This window comes from Campylobacter sp. GTC17093 (assembly GCF_055397635.1).
The window spans coordinates 40899-65283 of sequence record NZ_AP038832.1 but is presented as its reverse complement, the minus strand read 5'-3'; the positions used below and the strand labels follow the sequence as shown (position 1 = coordinate 65283).

At 32.0% G+C, this 24385-nt stretch carries 21 protein-coding genes, 2 tRNA genes and 3 rRNA genes; 23 read left to right on the top strand and 3 right to left on the bottom strand.

The window, feature by feature from the left end; translation table 11 throughout:
* Positions 1 to 1125, bottom strand: a complete 1125-nt coding sequence (gene dnaJ / locus ACZ5VL_RS00320; protein ID WP_464198880.1) for a molecular chaperone DnaJ — start codon at positions 1123 to 1125, stop codon at positions 1 to 3.
* Positions 1126 to 1260: 135 nt separating this feature from the next.
* Between dnaJ and ACZ5VL_RS00315 the strand changes: the two genes are divergently transcribed.
* From ACZ5VL_RS00315 to cysK, 6 genes are all read left to right on the top strand, one after another.
* On the top strand, positions 1261 to 1932 hold the full coding sequence (locus ACZ5VL_RS00315; RefSeq protein WP_464198878.1) for a response regulator transcription factor: 672 nt from the start codon (positions 1261 to 1263) through the stop codon (positions 1930 to 1932).
* On the top strand, positions 1929 to 3182 hold the full coding sequence (locus ACZ5VL_RS00310; protein ID WP_464198877.1) for an ArsS family sensor histidine kinase: 1254 nt from the start codon (positions 1929 to 1931) through the stop codon (positions 3180 to 3182). Before ACZ5VL_RS00315 ends, ACZ5VL_RS00310 begins: the two co-directional genes overlap by 4 nt.
* Positions 3166 to 3738, top strand: coding sequence for a recombination mediator RecR (recR, locus tag ACZ5VL_RS00305; protein ID WP_464198875.1), 573 nt, complete (start codon positions 3166 to 3168; stop codon positions 3736 to 3738). Before ACZ5VL_RS00310 ends, recR begins: the two co-directional genes overlap by 17 nt.
* 159 nt (positions 3739 to 3897) lie before the next feature.
* A complete protein-coding gene (locus ACZ5VL_RS00300) occupies positions 3898 to 5166 on the top strand; it encodes an O-acetylhomoserine aminocarboxypropyltransferase/cysteine synthase family protein (protein WP_464198873.1) in 1269 nt (422 codons plus the stop codon).
* Positions 5166 to 5579, top strand: coding sequence for an RrF2 family transcriptional regulator (locus ACZ5VL_RS00295; protein WP_464198871.1), 414 nt, complete (start codon positions 5166 to 5168; stop codon positions 5577 to 5579). Before ACZ5VL_RS00300 ends, ACZ5VL_RS00295 begins: the two co-directional genes overlap by 1 nt.
* Positions 5580 to 5591: 12 nt before the next feature.
* Positions 5592 to 6500, top strand: a complete 909-nt coding sequence (cysK, locus tag ACZ5VL_RS00290) for a cysteine synthase A (protein ID WP_464198869.1) — start codon at positions 5592 to 5594, stop codon at positions 6498 to 6500.
* 36 nt (positions 6501 to 6536) lie between these two features.
* Here cysK and glmS read toward each other — a convergent pair whose 3' ends face one another.
* Complete coding sequence (gene glmS / locus ACZ5VL_RS00285; protein WP_464198867.1) at positions 6537 to 8351, bottom strand: glutamine--fructose-6-phosphate transaminase (isomerizing); 1815 nt, start codon at positions 8349 to 8351, stop codon at positions 6537 to 6539.
* 131 nt (positions 8352 to 8482) lie between these two features.
* Between glmS and mqnE the strand changes: the two genes are divergently transcribed.
* The 12 genes from mqnE to ACZ5VL_RS00225 all read left to right on the top strand — a co-directional run bounded on the left by mqnE (position 8483) and on the right by ACZ5VL_RS00225 (position 20819).
* The gene (mqnE, locus tag ACZ5VL_RS00280) at positions 8483 to 9559 is read left to right on the top strand and encodes an aminofutalosine synthase MqnE (protein ID WP_464198865.1); all 1077 of its coding nucleotides are present in this window, start codon (positions 8483 to 8485) and stop codon (positions 9557 to 9559) included.
* Between the two features lie 15 nt (positions 9560 to 9574).
* Positions 9575 to 10861 (top strand): NCS2 family permease, encoded by a 1287-nt coding sequence (locus tag ACZ5VL_RS00275; RefSeq protein WP_464198863.1) that lies wholly within the window; start codon positions 9575 to 9577, stop codon positions 10859 to 10861.
* Positions 10862 to 10870: 9 nt separating this feature from the next.
* Entirely contained in the window at positions 10871 to 11311 is a 441-nt protein-coding gene (locus ACZ5VL_RS00270; protein ID WP_464198861.1) for a phosphoribosyltransferase, read from the top strand.
* A gap of 3 nt (positions 11312 to 11314) precedes the next feature.
* Complete coding sequence (locus ACZ5VL_RS00265) at positions 11315 to 12547, top strand: ArnT family glycosyltransferase (protein WP_464198859.1); 1233 nt, start codon at positions 11315 to 11317, stop codon at positions 12545 to 12547.
* A 41-nt stretch (positions 12548 to 12588) separates the two neighbouring features.
* Positions 12589 to 13266, top strand: coding sequence for a prepilin-type N-terminal cleavage/methylation domain-containing protein (locus ACZ5VL_RS00260; protein WP_464198857.1), 678 nt, complete (start codon positions 12589 to 12591; stop codon positions 13264 to 13266).
* Between the two features lie 367 nt (positions 13267 to 13633).
* Positions 13634 to 15145, top strand: a 16S ribosomal RNA gene (locus ACZ5VL_RS00255).
* A 281-nt stretch (positions 15146 to 15426) separates the two neighbouring features.
* A tRNA-Ala gene (locus ACZ5VL_RS00250) sits at positions 15427 to 15502 on the top strand.
* Between the two features lie 9 nt (positions 15503 to 15511).
* Positions 15512 to 15588 (top strand) — tRNA-Ile (locus ACZ5VL_RS00245).
* Between the two features lie 592 nt (positions 15589 to 16180).
* Positions 16181 to 19287, top strand: a 23S ribosomal RNA gene (locus tag ACZ5VL_RS00240).
* A 284-nt stretch (positions 19288 to 19571) separates the two neighbouring features.
* Positions 19572 to 19689 (top strand): 5S ribosomal RNA (rrf, locus tag ACZ5VL_RS00235).
* Together the 16S, 23S and 5S rRNA genes with 2 tRNA genes alongside form the textbook arrangement of a ribosomal RNA operon.
* 275 nt (positions 19690 to 19964) lie before the next feature.
* Entirely contained in the window at positions 19965 to 20279 is a 315-nt protein-coding gene (locus ACZ5VL_RS00230) for a ComEA family DNA-binding protein (RefSeq protein WP_464198409.1), read from the top strand.
* Positions 20280 to 20519: 240 nt separating this feature from the next.
* Positions 20520 to 20819, top strand: a complete 300-nt coding sequence (locus ACZ5VL_RS00225) for a ComEA family DNA-binding protein (RefSeq protein ID WP_464198410.1) — start codon at positions 20520 to 20522, stop codon at positions 20817 to 20819.
* 11 nt (positions 20820 to 20830) lie between these two features.
* Here the strand turns inward: ACZ5VL_RS00225 and ACZ5VL_RS00220 are convergent, their stop codons facing one another.
* Positions 20831 to 21238 (bottom strand): hypothetical protein, encoded by a 408-nt coding sequence (locus ACZ5VL_RS00220; RefSeq protein WP_464198855.1) that lies wholly within the window; start codon positions 21236 to 21238, stop codon positions 20831 to 20833.
* A gap of 103 nt (positions 21239 to 21341) precedes the next feature.
* On the opposite strand from ACZ5VL_RS00220, the gene ACZ5VL_RS00215 reads away from it, so the two are divergent.
* From ACZ5VL_RS00215 to ACZ5VL_RS00195, 5 genes are all read left to right on the top strand, one after another.
* Positions 21342 to 21857, top strand: a complete 516-nt coding sequence (locus tag ACZ5VL_RS00215; protein ID WP_464198853.1) for an ATP/GTP-binding protein — start codon at positions 21342 to 21344, stop codon at positions 21855 to 21857.
* A 56-nt stretch (positions 21858 to 21913) separates the two neighbouring features.
* Positions 21914 to 22609 (top strand): dUTPase, encoded by a 696-nt coding sequence (gene dut / locus ACZ5VL_RS00210; protein ID WP_464198851.1) that lies wholly within the window; start codon positions 21914 to 21916, stop codon positions 22607 to 22609.
* Positions 22606 to 23331 (top strand): EI24 domain-containing protein, encoded by a 726-nt coding sequence (locus ACZ5VL_RS00205; RefSeq protein ID WP_464198849.1) that lies wholly within the window; start codon positions 22606 to 22608, stop codon positions 23329 to 23331. The genes dut and ACZ5VL_RS00205 overlap by 4 nt, the downstream gene beginning before the upstream one ends.
* 63 nt (positions 23332 to 23394) lie before the next feature.
* The gene (locus tag ACZ5VL_RS00200; RefSeq protein WP_464198847.1) at positions 23395 to 23598 is read left to right on the top strand and encodes a hypothetical protein; all 204 of its coding nucleotides are present in this window, start codon (positions 23395 to 23397) and stop codon (positions 23596 to 23598) included.
* A 54-nt stretch (positions 23599 to 23652) separates the two neighbouring features.
* A complete protein-coding gene (locus ACZ5VL_RS00195; RefSeq protein WP_464198845.1) occupies positions 23653 to 24297 on the top strand; it encodes a ferritin family protein in 645 nt (214 codons plus the stop codon).
* Positions 24298 to 24385: the final 88 nt, after the last annotated feature.

Sequence of the window (24385 nt, the reverse complement as noted above, 5' to 3'; positions counted from 1 at the left end):
TTAGTCTTTCTTATTAAACCAGTTTTTTATCTTGTCTAAAATACTATCATCTGGGTTCCCATCGTGCTCGCTTTTCACATCAAAAGTTGCTTCAAGTTTTTCAAGCAGATCAATTTGTTTAACAGAGAGTTTTTTAGGCATTTTGATAGAAATTTGAGCTATTAATCTTCCTTTTTCACCACTTCTTATATTTGCAACGCCTTCATTTTCAAATATAAACTGTTGTTTGTCATAAGCACCAATTGGTAATTTTAGGTCTATTTTTTCATCTTTTAAATTTGGTATACTAAGTGTGGCTCCAAGTACTGCTTGAGTAAAAAATACAGGAACTTCTATGTATATATCATCGTTGTGTCTTATGAAGTATTTATCATCTTTTACAGCAATTCTAATATACATATCCCCACTTATACCACTTGCAGAGAGATTTCCTTTTGAGCTTACTCTTATTTTTGTGCCATTATCAACACCAGCTGGTATATTTATGGTTGTGCTAGTTGATTCTTCCTTGTATCCATTTCCTCTGCACGCTTCACATTTATCTTTTGCTATTTCTCCACTACCATCACAATACGGACAAGTTTGTATAAAACTCATAAAACCTTGTCTTTTGGATATTTTACCAGTTCCATGACAGTGGGAGCAGGTTGATTTTTTGCCATCTTTTGCACCGCTTCCATTGCAAACTTCGCAAGGAATTTTAATCTTATAATTAATTTCTTTTTTTACGCCAAAGACAGCTTCTTTAAAAGTTAAAGTTAATGGGAGTTCTATATCTAACTCGTAGTTATCTACACTTCTTTTACGACCCCTTGAACCTGTTGTAAAGCCTCCACCAAAAAACGAACTAAATATATCTCCTAAATCAAAATCTTCAAAACCGCCAAATCCTCCGCCCATACCATTTAAACCGCTTTTACCATATCTATCATAAGTTGAGCGTTTTTCGATATCACTTAAAACTTGGTAGGCTTCATTTATCTTTTTAAATTTTTCTCCAGCATCTTTATCGCCTTGATTTCTATCTGGGTGGTATTTTAAAGCAAGCTTTCTAAAAGCGCTTTTGATTTCATCTTGGCTAGCAGATTTGCTAATACCTAAAATTTCATAATAATCTTCTTCCATGAACTATCCTATCTCAATTTCTAAATATATAATATTAAGTTATGATTTAAAAAATTGTAATTGTATCAAAAATTAAATTAAAGTATTAGAAAAAATTTGTTATAATCACTAAAATTATTTAAAAAGGAATATAATATGATTAATGTATTGATGATAGAAGACGATACAGAATTTGCTCAAATTTTATCTGAGTATTTGTCAAAATTTAATATAAAAATTACAAATTATGATGATCCATATTTAGGTATAAGTGCTGGCGTAAAAAATTATGATTTGCTTATATTAGATTTAACCCTTCCAGGAATGGACGGATTAGAGGTTTGCAAAGAAATAAGGGAAAAATATGATATTCCTATCATAATATCTTCAGCTAGAAGCGATTTAAGTGATAAGGTTGTTGGACTTCAAATAGGAGCTGATGATTACTTACCAAAACCTTATGATCCAAAAGAAATGCATGCGAGAATAATGAGTCTTATAAGAAGATACAAGAAATCATCAGAACTTTCAGAAGAAGAGAGTGATTCTGTATTTAAAGTTGATGATCTTAGACATGAGATTTTATTTCATGGGCAACCACTTACTCTAACTCCTGCGGAGTTTGAAATTTTGGCTTATCTTATAAAACAACATAGTTTTTCTGTATCAAGAGAGCAGCTTGTATATAATTGTAAAAGTTTAAAAGATAAAGACTCAAAAAGCTTAGATGTTATCATTGGTAGACTTAGAAATAAAATCGGAGATAGTTCAAAAACTCCAAAACATATATTTTCTGTTCGCGGTATAGGATATAAATTAGTAGGATGATGCAGTCGATTAGCACAAAAATAACTATTATTTTTTGTATCGCATTTTCTGTCGTATGCCTTTTGTTTTTAACATTTTCAGATATACAAAAAAATATTTTTATAGAAAAAACAAAAGATAGACAGATAAGTGCGATAAATTATCTTACGATTTTGTATGCTAGAGGGGATATTCCTGAGGATTTTAGCATATATTTTAAAAATTTTGGATTAAAATATGTCGAAGATAAGAGACTTCATGATTCTATAATAAGCTCAAAAAATCAATTATTTGTTGTTCCAACTGAACTTGGAACATTTGAATCAATATCTTATAGAGATAATTTATACCTTCATTTAAAAAATCCATCATTTGATATCCTTTTGCAAACAACAGAAGATGATAAGATAAATGATTCTTTGTGGATAGGTTTTATACTAAGTGCAACTCTTTTGATATCGCTTTATATTTCAGTGATGAAAAATCTAGCTCCTCTTAAAAAATTAAATAAAAATATAAAAAATTTTGGCACAGGAAATATGGATATAGTCTGCTTTGAAAGTACTTCAAATGATGAGATAGCTGAATTAGGGCGAGAATTTGGAAAAGCTGTAATAAAAATAAGAGAGCTTATTCGCTCAAGACAACTTTTCCTAAGAGCAATTATGCATGAACTTAAAACACCTATCGGAAAAGGTAGAATAGTTTGTGAGTTGCTTGATGATGAGGTGCAAAAAAAAAGACTTTCTACTATTTTTGAGCGCCTTGAAATGCTTATAAATGAGTTTGCCAAAATAGAACAACTTCTTTCTAAGAGTTATTCACTAAATTATGAAAAATACCATATTAGTGAGATAGTTGACCAGGCTTTTGATATATTAATGCTTGATAATTTTGAAAAAAAAATAAGTGTAAATACTGAAAAAAATCCTATTTTAAAAGCTGACTTCCAATTGTTATCTTTGGCTATAAAAAATTTATTAGACAACTCTTTAAAATACTCTAAAAATGGTAAATCTGAACTATATTATGACGATAAAAACCTAATTGTTAAAAACTTAGGCGATCCACTTGATAATACTTTTGAGTATTATAAGCAAGCATTTATTAGAGAAAAAGATAGTAAGGTTACTGGAATGGGGCTTGGACTTTATATTGTTGATCATATTTGTGAAATGCATAAATTTAAATTTGACTATGAGTATAAAGATGGATATCATGAGTTTATAATTTGCTTTAGCAAAGAATCCGATAATGAAAAAAGGGCTTGAGAAATTTAACGAACTTGTGGAAGCATTTCAAAGGCTTCCTGGGGTTGGTAGAAAATCTGCATTAAGATATGCGTATTTTGTAAGCATAAAAGATGTCTCAGCTGGTTTGTCTTTGGCTCACCGTATAGAAGATGCTTCAAGAAAACTTACAAGATGTATTATTTGCAATGGTTTAAGTGAAAACGAAATTTGCGATATATGTGCAGATGATAATAGAAATAATGACTTGCTTTGTGTTGTTGAAAATCCAAAAGATATTTTAGTGTTTGAAGAAAACGGTATTTATGAGGGGCTTTATTTCGTTTTAGATGAAATTAATGAAGAAATGTTAATAAGTTTAAAAAAATGTATACAAAATAATAACTCCAAAGAGATTATTTTTGCTTTTACTCCAAGCATAAATAGTGATGCGCTTATAATGTTTTTAGAAGATAAGCTTTCAAATTTAAATCTTAAATTCAGTAAAATTGCCCAGGGTATTCCAACTGGTGTTAGTTTGGAAAATATAGATATGCTATCTTTGCTTAAGGCAATAGAAGGAAGAACTGATACTTAGATTACATATAAATTTAGTATATTTTATTAAAATAATATATAGTTTTTATTTATAAACCTCAATATTACGTAATAAATTTCTACCTTTTAAATATATAAAACTACTTGACATTAAATATGCATTTGGATATACTTGTTTTAAATTTAAAAAGGCTATAACATGGAAAAAAATACAATTTCAGTGCAATTTGGCTATAACTCAAAAGAGGGTTATGGTAGCGTAAATACTCCTATATACCAAACAACAGCTTATGATTTTGGTTCAAGCCAAGAGGCTGCAGATAGATTTTCGCTTAAAAGTTTGGGACAAATTTATACTCGCTTAACAAATCCAACTACAGATATATTTGAAGCAAAAATGGCTGAGTTAGAAGGCGGAAGTGCTGCAATAGCTCTTTCTAGCGGACAAGCAGCTACTTTTTATTCTATTGCGAACTTAGCAGCAGTAGGTGAAAATATTATTATTTCAAATAAAATTTACGGTGGATCTGTTTCTCTTTTGAGACATACTATAAAAAGATTTGGTATTGAAGCTAGGGTATTTGACTCTGATAGTGCTGATGATTTAGAGTCTTTAATAGATGATAAAACAAGGGCAATTTTTTTTGAAACTCTCTCAAATCCGCAAATTGCTATTCCAAATTTTGAAAAAATAACTCAAATTGCAAGAAAATACAAAATTATATCTATAGCTGATAATACAGTTGCTACCCCAATGCTTTTTAACCCTTTGTTAAATGGCGCTGATGTAGTAGTTCATAGTGCTAGTAAGTATATAAATGGTCAAGGTAGTGCTATAGCTGGAGTTGTAGTAGAGAGAAAAGGATTAAATGAATATATTAAATCAAATCCAAGATATGCACACTTTAATGAACCAGATGATAGCTATCATGGACTTATTTATAGTGAGTTAGAATCATTTCCCATATTTAGCTTAAGGCTAAGATTAGGTCTTCTTAGGGATATTGGTGCCTCTATTTCTCCTTTTAACTCTTGGATTTTATTACAAGGCTTAGAGACATTAGATCTTCGCATGAAACAACATTCAAATAGTGCTTTAAAAATAGCTTCATGGCTAGAGGCTCATCCAAGGGTAAAAAACGTAAATTATCCAGGATTGAAAAGCTGTTCTACTTATGAAAAAGCGCAAAAATATCTTAAAGAAGGACTTTCAAGTGGTCTTTTAAGTTTTGATGTTGGTGATTTAGAGTTTGCTAAAAAAATTTTAAACAGCACAAAGCTTTTCAAAGTTGTTACAAATATAGGCGATAGTAAATCCATCATTACTCATCCAGCAAGTACTACACATTCTCAACTAAGTGAAGAAGAATTAAAAAATGCAGGTGTTCCTATGGGGCTTATAAGGCTTAGTGTTGGGCTTGAGGATACAAATGATCTTATAGAAGATCTAAAGGAGGCATTAAAATAATGGCGGTTTTATCAACAAAAGGAGTATACGGACTTGTGGCGCTATTTGAGATTATGAAAGCAAGCGAGTTTTATCCAATAACTATAAAAGAAATATCTGATAAAACAAATATTTCAAAAAATTATTTTGAGCAAATTTTAAATTCTCTTAGAAATGCTGGAATAATTTCTAGTATAAAAGGTAAAAACGGTGGTTATTTTTTAGCAAAACCAGCAGAAGAAATTATGTTTTTAGATGTATTTAGAGCACTGGAAAATAATTTTGGTGTTACTAGCATAAACACTCAAAATAGTGTTATTTCACATTTTTTACAACATTGTGATTCTAAATTTAAAGATATATTTAATATGCCCCTTTCAAAGCTAAAAGACTTTGAAAATGAAAGTAAAGAATATTTAAATTTTATAATATAGAAGGAGAAATATATGAATATTGCAAACAATATAACAGAATTGATTGGCAATACGCCAATTGTAAAGATAAATAGTTTTTCAAAAGATGCCACAATTTTGGCAAAATGCGAGTTTTTAAATCCAAGTCATTCTGTAAAAGATAGAGCAGCCTTTTTTATGCTAAAAGATGCGATGGATAAAGGTTTGATAAACGATAAAACTACTATAATTGAACCAACAAGTGGAAATACAGGTGTTTCCCTAGCCATGCTTGCGGCCCACTATGGACTTAAAATAATTTTAACAATGCCAAGTTCTATGAGTATAGAAAGACAAAAACTATTATCTGCATTTGGAGCAAAGCTTGTCTTAACTGATCCAAAATTTGGAATGAAAGGAGCAGTCGATGAAGCTAATAGGCTTTCAAATGAGATTGAAAATTCTTTTATTCCTATGCAATTTAGCAATTTGGCCAATAGAGATGCTCATAAAAAAACTACCGCACTTGAAATTCTGCGCGATACAGATGGTAAAATAGATTTTTTTATAGCTTCTTTTGGAACTGGGGGGACACTTAGTGGAACGGCTGAAATTTTAAAAGAGCATATTCCAAATTTGCAGGTTATAGGAGTTGAGCCAGAAGCTTCCCCACTTCTTACAAAAGGATATGCAGGAAGTCATAAGATACAAGGAATTGGCGCAAATTTTATACCAGAAAATTTAAATCAAAATATAGTTGATAAATTTATATCAGTAAGCAACGAAGATGCATTTATGGCAACTAAAAATTTAGCAACAAAGGATGGATTATTGGTTGGAATTTCAAGTGGTGCAAATGTTTTTGCAGCTTCACAAATCGCAAGGCAAAATAAAGGTAAAATTATAATAACAATGTTAAATGATACCGGTGAAAGATATCTTTCGACTGATATTTTTAAATAAAATTATTAAGGCAGCATAAGCTAGCTGCCTTATATATTACTCTACTGTAACGCTTTTTGCTAGGTTTCTTGGCATATCAACATCATTACCAAGTCTTATTGAAATTTGAAGGGATAAAAGTTGTAAAATTATCATTATTTCAAAAAATTCGCCCATTATATGATCTTGTTTTGATGTTTTGATAAAATCATCACTCAAATCAAATTCTAGTGGACTTATAGCAAGTATAGTAGCATCTCTTGCTGCAAGTTCTTCCACATTGCTCTTTGTTTTATCATAAAGTATATTTTCTGGCATAAGAGCAACCACTGTTAACCCATCATCTGCAAGAGCTATGGGCCCGTGTTTCATCTCTCCAGCAGGATAGCCTTCTGCATGAAGATAGCTTATCTCTTTTAGTTTTAATGCGCCCTCAAGTGCAAGTGGATAAAAGACATCTCTACCTATAAAGAAAAATCCATGGCCTTTTAAATATCTCTTTGCTAGTCTGTAAATTTTATCTTGTAAATTATCTTTTACATTTAAAACTTGTGGTGTATGAAGAAGTGCTTTTACTTCGGCATCATAATCTTTATCACTAATGCTATTTCTTTGTTTTGCAAGATAAAGCACACACATCCATAAAACTACAACTTGAGTTGCAAAAGCTTTGGTGCTAGCAACGCCTTTTTCTATTCCTGCTCTTGTTAATAAAACAGAGTCCGCTGCTCTTACTATTGAGCTGTTATCAACATTACAAATAGCTAGTATTTTAAGACCTGCTTCTTTTGCTATCTTTAAAGCCTCGAGCGTATCGGCTGTTTCACCGCTTTGAGAGATAACTACAAAAAGTGATTTTGGATTTAAAAGCGGTTCTTTGTATCTAAATTCGCTTGCATATTCAACCTTGGTTCTGATTTTTGCAACTCTTTCAAAAAGATAACTAGCGACCAATCCAGCATGATAACTTGTTCCGCACGCGCAAATTGTGATTTCATTAATATCTTCAAAAATACTTGGGTTTAGCTCATCTAAAATAACTTTTCCGTCTTTTACTCTTCCTATTAGTGTTTCGCCAACAACTTGTGCTTGCTCAAAAATTTCTTTTTCCATGAAAAATCTATAACCTTCTTTTTGAGCATATGTTTTATCTTTTGGAAGAGCTACGAAGCTTGGAGAAATTTCTTTTTCTTTTTTAAATATCTTAATTTCTCCGTATTTTGCATATCCATACATCATATCGTCAAGATACATTGCATCTGTTGCAAGGCTTATAAGTGGTGCATCAGATGATGCAAAAAATATCTCTTTTGAGTTGTTATTTTTACCAACTATCAAAGGAACTGCATTTTTTGCAAAAAATACTGTATCAGGGGCTAATTTTGTTATAAGTAGAGTTGCAAAAGAGCCTTTTAATTTTTTTACTGTATTGTTAAAAGCTTCAAAAGGAGAGTTGCTTATTTTGGTAAAGTGTTCAAAAAGATGAACAATAACTTCAGTATCTGTTTGACTAAGAAATTTAATACCTTTTGCTTCTAATTCTTCTTTAATTTCTTTGTAGTTTTCTATTATTCCATTATGTATAACAAAGCTAAATTCACCCAAATGAGGATGAGCATTTATTTCTGTTGGCTTACCATGAGTTGCCCATCTAGTATGACCTATTGCCATACCAAAACCTTTGCTTTCATAATCTTTTGTTTTGTGTCTTAGATTTTCAAGTTTTCCAACTGCTTTAAAATAGTTTATTCCGTCTTCATCCATAACGGCCATTCCTGCGCTATCATAGCCTCTGTATTCTAGTTCACTAAGACCATTTAAGATGATATCTTTTTTTTCTTTTTCGCCAATGTAACCAACAATTCCGCACATATATATCCTTTGATTAATTTTTAGTATTATACTTAAGTTTTATAAAATTTAAAAACTTTATTTTAAGTTAAAAATCATATAATTATAGTTCATTTTTATTAATGACAATACCAAGGATAGATAAAATATATATGAATTTATTGGAAAAAATAAAAAATAATCAAAGATTAAATTTTAATGAGGCGCTATCCCTTTATGATATGAATCTTTTTGAATTGGGTGAAATTGCAAACGATATAAGACAAAAATTTAATGGAAAAAAGGTTTATTTCAATGCAAATAGGCACATAAATCCTACAAATTTATGTGCAGATGTTTGTCAGTTTTGTGCATTTTCTGCTCATAGAAAAAACGAATATGCTTACACTATGAGTCATGAAGAAATCATGAAAATAGTAGAACAAACCGTTGCTAGAGGTACAAAAGAAGTTCATATAGTTTCCGCACATAACGCAAATGTTTCTTGGCAATGGTATTTGGAAATTTTTAAAAAAATTAAAGAAAAATATCCATTTTTACATGTAAAAGCAATGACTGCTGCTGAAGTAGATTATTTGCATAGAAAAGATGGTTTTAGTTATGATGAAGTGCTTGATAAGATGATTGAATATGGTGTTGATTCTATGCCTGGCGGAGGAGCTGAAATTTTTGATGAAGAGATTAGAAAGCAAATTTGCAAAACAAAAGTTGGCTCACAAAACTGGCTTGAAATTCATCGTCTTTGGCATAAAAGAGGCAAAGAGAGTAATGCTACTATGCTTTTTGGGCACATAGAAGATAGATCTCATAGAATAGATCATATTTTTCGCATTAGGGATTTGCAAGATGAAGCGCTAAAAAATGATAAAGGTGGATTTAATGCCTTCATACCACTTGTTTATCAAAGAGAAAATAACTATTTGAAAATTGAAAAATATTTAGGTGCAGAAGAAATATTAAAAACTGTTGCAATAAGTAGAATTTTACTTGATAATGTTAAACATATTAAAGCATACTGGGCAACAATGACCTTAAAACTTGCTATGGTTGCACAAGAATTTGGTTGTGATGATTTGGATGGAACCATAGAAAAAGAGAGTATACAAAGTAGTGCAGGTGCAAAGAGCAAAAATGGTGAAAGCATAAAGGATTTTATAGATCTTATAAAATCATCAAATTTGATTCCAGTTGAACGCGATAGTTTATATAACGAACTTAAAATATATTAAAATTTGGAAAATACAATGGATTTTTTTAAATTAAAACAAAACAATACATCTGTCAAGCAAGAATTTAATGCCGGGTTAACAACGTTTCTTACGATGGTTTATATAGTGCCTGTAAATGCAATCATTATGAGCAAAACAGGTATGCCAATGGATGCGCTGCTAAGTGCAACTGCACTTTTAACAATGCTAGCAACAGTAGTAAATGGATTTTGGGCAAATACGCCAATATCAATGAGTGTAGGCATGGGCTTAAATGCGTACTTTACTTTTGGTATAGTGTTAGCTGGAAAAGCTAGTTGGCAAACAGCTCTTGGGGTGGTGTTTATTTCTGCTTTTATATTTTTTATACTATCTTTTACAAATTTCCGTATATGGATTTTAAAAAGTATACCAATGAATTTAAGAAGAGCAATAAGTGCCGGAATTGGCGCTTTTATAGCTTTTATTGGATTAAAGCAAATGGGTTTTATAGACTCAAATCCAGAGACATTGGTAACATTAGGAAATTTTGGCGATAAGAATGTTATTTTAGGAATTATAGGATTATTTTTTGTAGTAGCTGTTTGGGCGTTTAGAATAAGAGGTGGTTTTATATTAGCTGTAATTTCAACATCTTTAATAGCTTGGATTTTTGGATTCAATGAATCGCCAAGTAAGTTTTTTTCTATGCCTGTTTCTGTCTCACCTTTATTTTTAGAGCTAGATATTGTTGGGGCTTTGAAACTGTCTTTAATTCCAGTTATTATAACATTTTTTATAACTCATCTTTTTGACTCTCTTGGAACGCTTTCTGGTGTTGGAAATAGAGCTGGAATTTTTGATAATAAAGATGGACTAAAAAAACTAGAAAAAACACTTCAAGCTGATTCTGGTATGGCTGTAGTTGGTTCTTGTTTTGGTCTTTCAACAATAACAGCATTTGCAGAAAGCGCAAGTGGTGTTGAAGCAGGAGGCAGAACAGGATTAACAGCAGTATTTACTGGATTATTTTTTATATTAACTCTTTTTATGTTACCATTTTTCAAATCTATACCTGCAAATGCTATTTATCCTGTTTTAGTAATGGTTGGAATTTTAATGTTTAGTGAGCTTGGTAAAATTAACTTCAATGATCAAGCAACAAGTGTTTCTACCTTTCTTATTGTTATGTTAATGCCTCTAACTTATTCTATTACGAATGGACTTGCTTGTGGTTTTTTGGCTTTTATTTTTGTAAAAATTATAAAAAGAGAATTCCAAGATTTAAATATGGGAATTATAACTCTATCAGTTATAAGTTTGATAGCTTTCTTAGTTTATTAAAGGATTTTTATGTTATATTATTCTTACGAAGAATTTGCAAAAGATGTGCCAGTAATGGCAAGAAAAATTAGAAATGAATTTGATCCAGAAGTTATTTTGGCTATAGCAAGAGGTGGTATGACTTTAGGACATTCTCTTTCTGTAGCTCTTGAAAATAGAAATTTATTTTCATTAAACTCAGTGCATTATGATGGTAAAACAAAGTTAGATACTATTGAAATTTTCAATATTCCAGATTTAAGTAATTTTAAAAAAGTTTTGATATCAGAAGATATAATAGATAGCGGAGAAAGTATGGTTGCTGTTAAAAAAAGACTGCTTGAAATTTACCCACATTTAGATATTAAAATAGCTACTATTTATTATAAATCAAAAGCTTTACTATTTCCTGAATATACAGTAAAAGAAGCAAATGAATGGGTTGAGTTCTTTTGGGATATAAAAATTTAATATATGGCAACAAATCAAGATAAAACACAATTTTATATATTATTTTTTATATGTTTTTTGGATGCTCTTATTTTGTTATATTGTATTTCAAATTTGAGTATCAGCTATGATGAAGCGAAAATTTTTTATGAAGAAAAATCACTTTTATCCTATATAGTAAGATTAAGTTGTAAATTTTTTGGACAAAATGATTATGCCCTAAGATTGCCTTTTTTGATATTTCATTTTTTATCATTGATACTTCTTTATAAAGTTTCAAAACATATTTTAAAAAGAAGAAATGATAGATATCTAAGCACTATTTTATTTATTTTTTTGCCAGGAATTTTAGCTAGTGCAATTTTGGTTAATGAAGCAGGGCTAGTTCTTTTTTTAACTCTTTGTATGCTATATCTATACCAAAATAATTTTTTTAAATCCTTTTATGCATCAATGTTTATTTGTGCCTTCATTTCTAACTCTTTTATGATTTTTTATATATGCGTTTTAATGTTTAGTATTTACATAAAACATAGAAGAATCTCTTTTGTGGCACTATTTTGTTTTATGATATCTATTTTAATTTTTGGTTTTGAAATGGAAGGAAAACCAAGGGGCTATCTTGTAGATACTATTGGTATTTTTGCGGCAGTTTTCTCTCCTTTTTTATTTTTATACTTTATTTATACTATGTACAGAATTGCGATAAAAGATCAGGATAAAAATATATTTTGGTTTGTGAGTGCTGGGTCTTTTGCGCTTTGCGCTTTGCTTTCTGTTAGACAAAAATTATATTTAGAAGATTTTTTACCTTTTAGTGTTATTGCTGTCCCTTTAATGGTTAGGGTTTTTTTTGGCTCATATAGGATTAGATTACCTAGATTTAGAAAAACATACGGTGCTATAACTACTATTGTTTTATTGAGTTTGATATTTTTTAGTATGATTATTATTTTAAATCCAATCTTATATGGATTTCAGTTTAAAGATAAGCCGCAAAAACATTTTGCTTATAATTATCATGTGGCAGAAGAATTATCTGATTATCTAAAACAAAATAACTTAAATAATTTAAATATAGAAGATAAAAAGATTGCTTTAAGGCTTAAATTTTATGGTATATATGATAATGAAAACTCAAATATTTTACTAAAAGAGCCAAAATATACAAAAATAGATGATAATATAATTTATGTATTTAAGCTATATAAAATGAACAGATTAATATCTACTTATAATATTATTGAAAAAAAATAATGCTATGATTTGAGAATATAAAATTTATTGGGCATATAAATATGAAAAAGGGATTTTCTTTACTTGAGCTTGTAATAGTTATAGTTGTAATAGCAATAATTGCAATAATAGCTATTCCAAGATTTACAAGAGATAACATTCAAGAAGCAGCAGATCAAATTCTCTCTCACATCCGATATACACAGCAACTTGCTATGAATGATAATAAATTTGATACAAGTGATCCAACTTGGTTTAAAACTAGATGGACTATAGAATTTACAAAAAATGCAAATACCGGTAAATGTTATGTAAGAGGAAATGAAGAAAATTGTCTTTCTTATCAAGTTTATACTGATAAAACAAAAAGTGGTAATTTAAATTCGCAAAATCAAGTTGCAAAAGATCCTTTAAATCCTAAAAAATATTTAAGTGCAGGTTGGAGTGGTATTTCAAATAATGATATTAAAAATATTAATGAGAGCTTGAATATACAAAAAAGTTTTGGTGTAACTGCTGTATCTTTTAGTAAAGAGTGTGGTCAAAATCGTAACCAAGGTATAAGCTTTGACGAGCTTGGAAGACCAATGAGAAAAGTCTCTACAACTAGTGGAGGAGGCTCAATAAATGCGACAGATAGATTTTTTAAAGAAGATTGTGCTATTACTTTAACGGATATTGGTGGTGCTAGTATAACCATTATTATTAGTTCTGAAACTGGTTATGCATATATTAAATAGAATCAAACATATTAAATAAATCTTAATTGTTTTTATTTAATATCCCCCACTTCAGCTACTTTTAAGCAATTCTTCTGTACAATTCAATTTCCGCTTCACAGAAAAACCTTTTGAAATCCAAAAGATCTTTTTTTATTGTTTGAAGTATGTTTTTTAAATTAATATTGTTAAACATTTTTAGTCAATCTTTGAAATCTAAACAAGTGATCGATTGAGCCATTTGCTCTTAGGCTTTCTTAGGAAAGTAAAGAGTAGATAAAAACAAGATAATAAAAATAAAAAGTTTTTAGATTAAAACTTCATATAATTTAAAACACCTTAATGTATCATTTAGGTGGTTCAAAAGGAGTATTTACTCCTTGAAGTTAATATGGAGAGTTTGATCCTGGCTCAGAGTGAACGCTGGCGGCGTGCCTAATACATGCAAGTCGAACGATGAAGTCCTAGCTTGCTAGGACGGATTAGTGGCGCACGGGTGAGTAATGTATAGCTAATCTGCCCCATAGAGAGGAACAACACTTAGAAATGAGTGCTAATACCTCATACTCCTATTTTGCATAAGTTTAATAGGGAAAGTCTTTTCGCTATGGGATGAGGCTATATTGTATCAGCTAGTTGGTGAGGTAATGGCTCACCAAGGCTTTGACGCATAACTGGTCTGAGAGGATGATCAGTCACATTGGAACTGAGACACGGTCCAAACTCCTACGGGAGGCAGCAGTAGGGAATATTGCTCAATGGGGGAAACCCTGAAGCAGCAACGCCGCGTGGAGGATGACACTTTTCGGAGCGTAAACTCCTTTTGTTGGGGAAGAACAATGACGGTACCCAACGAATAAGCACCGGCTAACTCCGTGCCAGCAGCCGCGGTAATACGGAGGGTGCAAGCGTTACTCGGAATCACTGGGCGTAAAGGACGCGTAGGTGGATAGATAAGTCTCTTGTGAAATCTAGTAGCTTAACTACTAAACTGCTTGGGAAACTATTTATCTAGAGTAAGGGAGAGGCAGATGGAATTCTTGGTGTAGGGGTAAAATCCGTAGATATCAAGAGGAATACTTATTGCGAAGGCGATCTGCTAGAACTTAACTGACACTAATGCGTGAAAGCGTGGGGAGCAAACAGGATTAGATACCCTGGTAGTCCACGCCCTAAACGATGTATACTGGTTGTTGCTATGCTAGTCATGGCAGTAATCCACCTAACGGATTAAGTATACCGCCTGGGGAGTACGGTCGCAAGATTAAAACTCAAAGGAATAGACGGGGACCCGCACAAGCGGTGGAGCATGTGGTTTAATTCGAAGATACGCGAAGAACCTTACCCGGACTTGATATCTAACAAATCATCCAGAGATGGAAGAGTGTCTGCTTGCAGAAATGTTAAGACAGGTGCTGCACGGCTGTCGTCAGCTCGTGTCGTGAGATGTTGGGTTAAGTCCCGCAACGAGCGCAACCCACGTGTTTAGTTGCTAACAGTTAGGCTGAGCACTCTAAACAGACTGCCTTCGTAAGGAGGAGGAAGGTGTGGACGACGTCAAGTCATCATGGCCCTTATGTCCGGGGCGACACACGTGCTACAATGGCATATACAATGAGAAGCAATATCGCGAGATGGAGCAAATCTATAAAATATGTCTTAGTTCGGATTGGAGTCTGCAACTCGACTCCATGAAGCCGGAATCGCTAGTAATCGTAGATCAGCCATGCTACGGTGAATACGTTCCCGGGTCTTGTACTCACCGCCCGTCACACCATGGGAGTTGATTTCACTCGAAGCCCAAATACCAAATTGGTTATGGTCCACAGTGGAATCAGCGACTGGGGTGAAGTCGTAACAAGGTAACCGTAGGAGAACCTGCGGTTGGATCACCTCCTTTCTAGAGTACAAACTGATAAGTCTCACAACTATCAGTCAAGAAAAGAGAATCTCAATCATCCTTGTTTAGTTTTGAAAGATTGACGGCTAATAAAAATTTGTCTAATTCCTAAAATATAGACAAAAAGAAAAATTAAATAATAAGTCTATGAACTATATTAGATTTATTAAGATTTTTTCTTTAGACAAGGAATATTTTAAGAAATCAAGGAACATACTTTTTGTATGTGACGTAGATTTTGAAGAAATATGACGAAGTATAAAGGAAAAAGATAATAAAGAGGGGAATTAGCTCAGCTGGGAGAGCGCCTGCTTTGCACGCAGGAGGTCAGCGGTTCGATCCCGCTATTCTCCACCATAAATTAAAGGGCCTATAGCTCAGCTGGTTAGAGTGCACCCCTGATAAGGGTGAGGTCATAAGTTCAAGTCTTATTAGGCCCACCATAGTTTCCCTTATTAGTATGTTAGTTATTCTATGTAGTTACATAAAAATGTTTATCATAGTAATAAAATAAAAATCTAAACTAAACTTATTGGTTAATTAAGTAAGTTTATTTTAGATTTTATAATCTAAATGTTATTTAAATTATTATTGTTAAAAGTCACAAACAAGTTTTAATAAAATAAAACAATTTTACAGGACCTTGTTAAAGCTTTAATCATTATGATTATAAAAAGCAAGCTTTTAAATTTATTTGTTATCCAAATTTAAAAGTTTAAAGATTATGTCACGGTATATAAAGAGTTAAAAACTTATCTTTATATATTATTAATCTCTTTCCGTCTTAAATCATATGATTAAATATTATAATTAGTATAAACTACTTTTATCTTTAGCAAGGAAGTGATGCGAATTAGAATATAAAAATATTCAAAAATCTTCTCAATAAGATGTAAACTTAACTACTTAAGTTTATCAACCTTACTAGTTATGATATGAGCTACAAAGTAGCGAATATCATCTGTAACTTTAGGTGGGTTGAGGGAGTGAAACTCCTCATCAAAACAAGAGCTTTGCTCTTGTGAGAAGTAAAAAAGGTAAGCTACTAAGAGCAAGTGGTGGATGCCTTGGCTGGTAGAGGCGATGAAGGACGTACTAGACTGCGATAAGCTATGGGGAGCTGTCAAGAAGCTTTGATCCATAGATTTCCGAATGGGGCAACCCAGTATATAGTGATATATACTACCTATATGGAGCGAACGTTGGGAATTGAAACATCTTAGTACCAACAGGAAAAGAAATCAAAAGAGATTACGCTAGTAGCGGCGAGCGAACGCGTAAGAGGGCAAACCACTAGTTTACTAGTGGGGTTGTAGGACTGCATAAAAGACTAAAACATGATAGTAAAACAATCTGGAAAGGTTGAGCATAGAGGGTGATACTCCCGTATACGAAATCATCTTTTTACTTAGCAGTATCCTGAGTAGGGCGAGGCACGTGAAACCTTGTCTGAAGCTGGGTCGACCACGATCCAACCCTAAATACTACTACTAGACCGATAGTGCACAAGTACCGTGAGGGAAAGGTGAAAAGAACTGAGGTGATCAGAGTGAAATAGAACCTGAAACCATTTGCTTACAATCATTCAGAGCACGATTCTTTATGACGTGTGATGGACTGCCTTTTGCATAATGAGCCTGCGAGTTGTGGTGTCTGGCAAGGTTAAGGAAACCCGGAGCCGTAGCGAAAGCGAGTCTTAATAGGGCGATAAGTCAGATGCTGCAGACCCGAAACGATGTGATCTATCCATGAGCAGGTTGAAACCGGTGTAAAAGCCGGTGGAGGACCGAACCGACGGCCATTGAAACGGCTCCGGATGACTTGTGGATAGGGGTGAAAGGCCAATCAAACATCGTGATAGCTGGTTCTCTCCGAAATATATTGAGGTATAGCGTTGTGTCGTAACTATAAGGGGTAGAGCACTGAATGGGCTAGGGCGTATACCAATGTACCAAACCCTATCAAACTCCGAATACTTATAGTGTAATCACAGCAGTCAGGCGGCGAGTGATAAAATCCGTCGTCAAGAGGGGAACAACCCAGACTACCGACTAAGGTCCCTAAATCTTATTTAAGTGGAAAACGATGTGAAGTTACTGAAACAACCAGGAGGTTGGCTTAGAAGCAGCCATCCTTTAAAGATAGCGTAATAGCTCACTGGTCTAGTGATTTTGCGCGGAAAATATAACGGGGCTAAAATAAGTACCGAAGTCGTAGATAGTGTCTATGACTATTTATACTAGCTTGTCTTTTGGCGATAAATTAATGAGTTTGATTTTTTCTTATGATAGACTTTAGGTCTTATATCTTTTTACAAAATCTTTACAACATTAATTTCTTATCCAAAATACTTTACTTTTAGTTTTAAATTTATCAAATTTAAAAACAAATAGCATAGTATATTAAAGACATTAAAAAGCAATTTAGTATGAATATTCATAGACACTGTGGTAGGAGAGCGTTCTATTCAGCGTTGAAGGTGTACCGGTAAGGAGCGCTGGAGCGAATAGAAGTGAGCATGCAGGCATGAGTAGCGATAATTAATGTGAGAATCATTAACGCCGTAAACCCAAGGTTTCCTACGCGATGCTCGTCATCGTAGGGTTAGTCGGGTCCTAAGCAAAGTCCGAAAGGGGTATGCGATGGAAAATTGGTTAATATTCCAATACCAATTATTATGTGCGATGGAAGGACGCTTAAAGTTAGTGGGGCTAACTGATGGAATAGTTAGTCTAAGGGCGTAGGTTGAAATTTAGGCAAATCCGAATTTCTTTATCTGAAACCTTAAAGGCTCACAACGCTCTTCGGAGTAGCGTGAGAACCCATGATACTATCGAGCCAAGAAAAGTTTCTAAGTTTAGTAATAATTGCCCGTACCGTAAACCGACACAGGTGGGTGGGATGAGTATTCTAAGGCGCGTGGAAGAACTCTCTTTAAGGAACTCTGCAAAATAGCACCGTATCTTCGGTATAAGGTGTGCCTACCAGTGTGAATAGCACTAGAGGTTACAACAAAGAGTCCCTCCCGACTGTTTACCAAAAACACAGCACTCTGCTAACACGTAAGTGGATGTATAGGGTGTGACGCCTGCCCGGTGCTCGAAGGTTAATTGATGGGGTTAGCATTAGCGAAGCTCTTGATCGAAGCCCGAGTAAACGGCGGCCGTAACTATAACGGTCCTAAGGTAGCGAAATTCCTTGTCGATTAAATATCGACCTGCATGAATGGCGTAACGAGATGGGAGCTGTCTCAAAGAGGGATCCAGTGAAATTGTAGTGGAGGTGAAAATTCCTCCTACCCGCGGCAAGACGGAAAGACCCCGTGGACCTTTACTATAGCTTGACACTGCTACTTGGATAAGAATGCGCAGGATAGGTGGGAGGCTTTGATCCATAGATTTTGGTTTATGGTGAGCCATTGTTGAGATACCACTCTTTTTTATTCGGGTAGCTAACTAGCATGAGTTATCCTCATGTAGGACAATGTCTGGTGGGTAGTTTGACTGGGGCGGTCGCCTCCCAAAATGTAACGGAGGCTTACAAAGGTTAGTTCAGAACGGTTGGAAATCGTTCGTAGAGTATAAAGGCATAAACTAGCTTAACTGCGAGGCATACAGGCCAAGCAGAGACGAAAGTCGGTCTTAGTGATCCGGTGGTTCTGTGTGGAAGGGCCATCGCTCAAAGGATAAAAGGTACCCCGGGGATAACAGGCTGATCTCCCCCAAGAGCTCACATCGACGGGGAGGTTTGGCACCTCGATGTCGGCTCATCGCATCCTGGGGCTGGAGCAGGTCCCAAGGGTATGGCTGTTCGCCATTTAAAGCGGTACGCGAGCTGGGTTCAGAACGTCGTGAGACAGTTCGGTCCCTATCTGCCGTGGGCGTAAGAAGATTGAGGAGAGTTGACCCTAGTACGAGAGGACCGGGTTGAACCAACCACTGGTGTATGGGTTGTTCTGCCAAGAGCATCGCCCAGTAGCTAAGTTGGGATGTGATAAGAGCTGAAAGCATCTAAGCTCGAAGCCAACTCCAAGATGAATCTTCTTTTAAGTTCTCTAGTAGACTACTAGTTTGATAGGCTGGATGTGTAAGTGATGTAAGTCATTTAGCTGACCAGTACTAATAGAACGTTTGCTTACTTTTATAAGCATCACTTCCTTGTTAAGGATAAAATTTGTTTCGTCTTTGTTCTACTCTACAGCGTCAGACTCTTAAAAACTTCGGTCACATACAAAAAAGTATGCTCCCTTGTTTTTAAATCGTCTTCCTTGTATAACAAACAAATACTCACAAATTAGAATTAAAGTTATAAAATAACTAATAAATTAAACAAGATTGAATAGTTTTATTATTAAAACTTAGACTTTTAACAATTTACATAACAGTGTTTAATAAGAGAATTTAATTAGTTCTTTTATTTAACACTGCTTTGTGGCTATACAGATATGGAAACGCCTTGTCCCATCTCGAACCAAGAAGCTAAGCATATCATGGCTGATGATACTCTCCCTTACTGGGATGTGGAAAAGTAAGTCGCTGCAAAGCGTGTTAATCTCTTAAATATTCTTTATATAATATATTTCAAAATAATCTTTCTTATAAATACTAGATTTAGTTTTATAGTGTTGCTTTGAGTGAGATATTGTAAATTTAATTTTATAAATTTAATAATTGTCTTATTGTCTTGTATGGTCGTATAAATGCATTATTTCAGTATATTAAATTATTTTTTTATAGTAAAAAGTTTTTTCTAAAAATTTTATATTTCTTTTATAATTAATGAGATAAAATACCAAACATTTTATTTTAAAGGATTGAGCATGAAAAAGTTGCTTTTATTGTTGGCATTTGCCTTTACGTATATGTTTGGAGCGGTTGATTTAAATACAGCTTCTAAAGAAGAATTAATGACTTTAAAAGGTGTTAATGAATCAAAGGCTCAGGCTATAATTGATTATAGACAAGATAAAAAGTTTAACAAAGCTTCTGATATTAAAAATGTTAAAGGTGTGGGTGATAAAATCTATAACGATAACAAAAAAAATATGATTGTTAAACATAGTGCAAAAAAATCAGATCATAAAGTCAAAAAAGTAGAAAATAAACATAAAAAAATGAATAAAATGGAAAAATAGTAGTTTAACTATTTTTAATTTCCAACATTTTTTAGATCATCCAGCCGATTTAATACCGACTTGGATGAGCTATCATATAATCTTATTTTACCCCTTTTACTAATTATAATTTTTTAAAATACATTATTTACAATAAATTTTAGTATATTTTTCATTTAAATAATTCTATTTATTAATCATAAAAAATATATTTTATTTATATGAATAGAATTTATAAACTTCAATTACAAAGGACATAAAATGAAAAAATTACTTTTATTGTTGGCATTTGCCTTTACGTATATGTTTGGAGCGGTTGATTTAAATACAGCTTCTAAAGAAGAATTAATGACTTTAAAAGGTGTTGGTGAATCAAAGGCACAAGCTATTATAGAATATAGAAACAATAATGGCTTTAAGAGTGTTGAAGATATTAAAAATGTTAAAGGTGTAGGTGATAAAATATACTCTGATAATAAAAACAACATAAGCGTAAGTAAAAAAGATCATAATACTAAAAATAAAGACAATAAAATTATGCATAAAAAGGATAATAAGTAAGTTAGATAGGATTATATACTTTTCCAAATAAGTTTCTTTCCAAATCCAAGCGTGTTGTCTGTAAATTTAATCCACTTTATATCAATCTCAAACATATCGCTTGGATATGCTAATGCATAAGGAAAATTTTTATAATAAATTTCTTTACTATTTTTAGTTGCTTTTTTTATAATACCTTGTGATTGTATACCTTGAATTTTACCTATTATTTTTGTATCTAATGCTATACAAATTGATACATTTTGATTTAAATGTGTAGCTTTTATATGAGTAGTGTTTGCATCGCTTGCTATTATAAATTTATAGTTTTCTTCATCATAGGCATAAAAAGCACTGCATAAATACGGTTTATTTTCGTTTATTACCCCAAGTGTAAGTAAATGCATTTTTTTTAAAAATTTTACTATTTTTTCATCCATAATTACACTCTTTTAAATATTTTTATAAATTTATCAAAAATTGGCACCAAATTTGCTTAATAAAATCTAGCTTTTGACGATTTATATACAAAAGGAGTTCTAAATGCAAATTAGTAAAATGTCAAATTTATCTATGAATAATTTCGATTTTAACTTTAAAACAAGTTCTGGTGATAATATATCATTATCAATGTATGATAACAAGTCTATGGATCTCAAAAGCTCTAAAAGCTCTGGTTTGGAAGTTACTGAACTAACTTTGACGCATGAATATGGTTATAATTTTAAATACGAGGGCAATGGATTAGATCAAAATGATATTAAAGAGATAAACGAAGCTATTAAAGATATTAAGCCTATGATAGAAAAGTTTTTAGAAAATGTAAAAGATGGCGAGAAATTTGGAAACACAAATTATACAAATTTAGCAAATGAAATTAAAAGTATGCTTCCGGAGATAAAAAATGAAAATCATAAAAATATGGTAAGTGATAATATTTTAAAACTATTTGACGAACTTTTAAAACAAAATAAAGCTGATGAAAATATGCTAAAAAATGCGAATAAATTATTTGAAAATTTACTTCAAAGGTTTGATAGTTTTAGTTTGTATGTATAATTTATATAAATATTCATATTTAATTGTTATAATTTAACAAAAATGGAGATTTATATATGGAACATGTTAAAATATTGCAAACTATGCTTGATATGCAGCAGCGTCTAAATAACCAGACTTGTGGTATTGGTTGGGAAAATGGCTATACAAAAGATGGGAAGGTTATAAGTTGGAAACGTTGCATTTATATGGAATGTGCGGAGCTTATAAATAGCTTTTCGTGGAAACATTGGAAAAATATATCTCAAAGCGCAGATATGCAAAATGCCAGAGTAGAGATGGTAGATATTTGGCATTTTATAATGAGCTTGATGCTTGAGTACTATACTACAAACTCCATTGGTGATAATGAGGTTTTAAGTGAGCATATATCAAGTGTTAGTGGATTTTCTAAATTTTGCAATGAGCCATTTAGCGGTGGAACAAATTCTCATTATGAAATAGTAAATGATATAGAATCCTTAATTCATAAATGTAGTGGATTTAACTATAAACTAGAAGATGTTTTGACAAATTATTTTAGAATAGCGCTTAGCTGTGGCGTAAATTTAAATATTTTATTTAAGCTGTATATAGGTAAAAATGTTTTAAATAGATTTAGACAAGAACATGGATATAAAGAGGGAAATTATAAAAAATATTGGAACGGTAAAGAAGATAATGAGATTATGAGTATAATCTTAGATAATGGAACCATTGAAGAAGATAAAATTTATAATGCTCTTGAAAACGAGTATAAAAAAGCAAAATGATAAAAATATTTCAAATAAGTTTAAATGAATTTTTAACTAAAAAATTCATTTTATTATCAATTTTGCCATTAATTATTTCAGTATTAGTTCTTGGTGGTTTTCTTGTGCTTGGCGGGATTGAGTTTTTTCAAATGCTAAGCGATGGTGCTAAAAGTGGCAACTTTTCATTTATAGATGAATCAAGATATCCTATTTTAATATCTATTTTGACTTTTGCTATAACAAAATGGATAATTATTGCACTTTTTTATATGGTTGGAACTTTTTTAGTTTTGTTGCTGTCTGTTGTCATAGCGCTTATTGTTGCTGGATTTTTAACCCCAATTATTACAAATCATTTGAATAAAAAATATTATAATTACGATAAATCAACTGAAGTTAGTTTTTTTACAACATTAAGATTAATGCTAATAATACTACTTAAATTTTTGCTTATTTTGATTATTAGTATACCATTTTTATTTGTTCCTGTTGTAAACATTTTTATTATTAATATACCATTTTTTTACCTTTACTATAAGTTTATATTATTAGATGTTGGCTCAAATGCATTAAACTTAAAAGATTTTAATATTTTATGGCTAAGGGACGGTGGAAATGACTTTAAAATTTCTTGCTTACTGTTTTATATAATAAGTCTTGTTCCGTTGCTTGGGTTATTTTTGCAGCTATTTTTTGTTATTTTTCTTTCTAATTTAGTATTTCAAAAATATAAAAATTGATTTAAATCATTTTATTTTTTTATTTAAAATATTAAAATTAATGAAATTATATAAAGGACTAAAATGATTCAAGATAACATAGTTGTTTGTAATGTTTGCGGTATTAGAAGTGATAAGGAAGATGATATAGTTTATATTTCTGGTATAAAAAATGGTGAGAAGATTGATATTTGTACATCTTGCATACCAAATGTAATACATGGGGCTGGACTAGTAGTTAAAAGTAATGAAGAAATAAAAGAAGAATTTCTATCTAAAAATCATTAAAATATTTTATAATTTTGAGGTATAATAAAGATATTTCAGTTTTTAGGAGAAAAAATGAGACAGTATGAAAGCTATAGGTGTTCAAAGTGCGGTAATGTTATAGAAGTACAAGAAGTTGGTGGCGGCAAACTAACTTGCTGTGGCGATGAAATGGAGTTAATTACAAAAGATCTTACCTCTGTAAATTTGATGAAAGCTTTTGCTGGCGAATCAATGGCTAGAAACAAATATGATTTTTATGGTGATATAGCAAAAGAAGCTGGATATCATGCAATAGCAAAGCATTTTCATGAGGCTGCAGATAATGAAAAATGGCATGCTAAGGCTGAGTTTAGAAAATACCATGAAATTCATGGAATACCTCTAGATAATGTTAATCAAAATTTGATAGTAGCAGCTGATGGTGAAAGATATGAGCATACTACAATGTATCCAGATTTTGAAAAAATTGCAGAAGATGAAGGAAAAAAAGATATTGCAAAACTGTTTAACGCTATTGGAAAAGTTGAAGTAGAGCATGAGAGGGAATATTTAGAGCTTAAAAAAATGCTTGAAGAAGAAACGTTTTTTCAAAGCAAAGAAGAAGACGTTTGGGTATGTGAAGTATGTGGCCATGTACATAGAGGTAAAAAAGCACCAGGCGCATGTCCTGTATGTAAACATCCTAGAGAATACTTTAAAAGAGAATTTCTCGCTTAATTTTAGAAAGTGCATCTGAACTATTTATTGTTTGGACGCACTTTTTTATAAAAAATGTTTCTTTATTTAATAAAAAAATTGGTTAAAA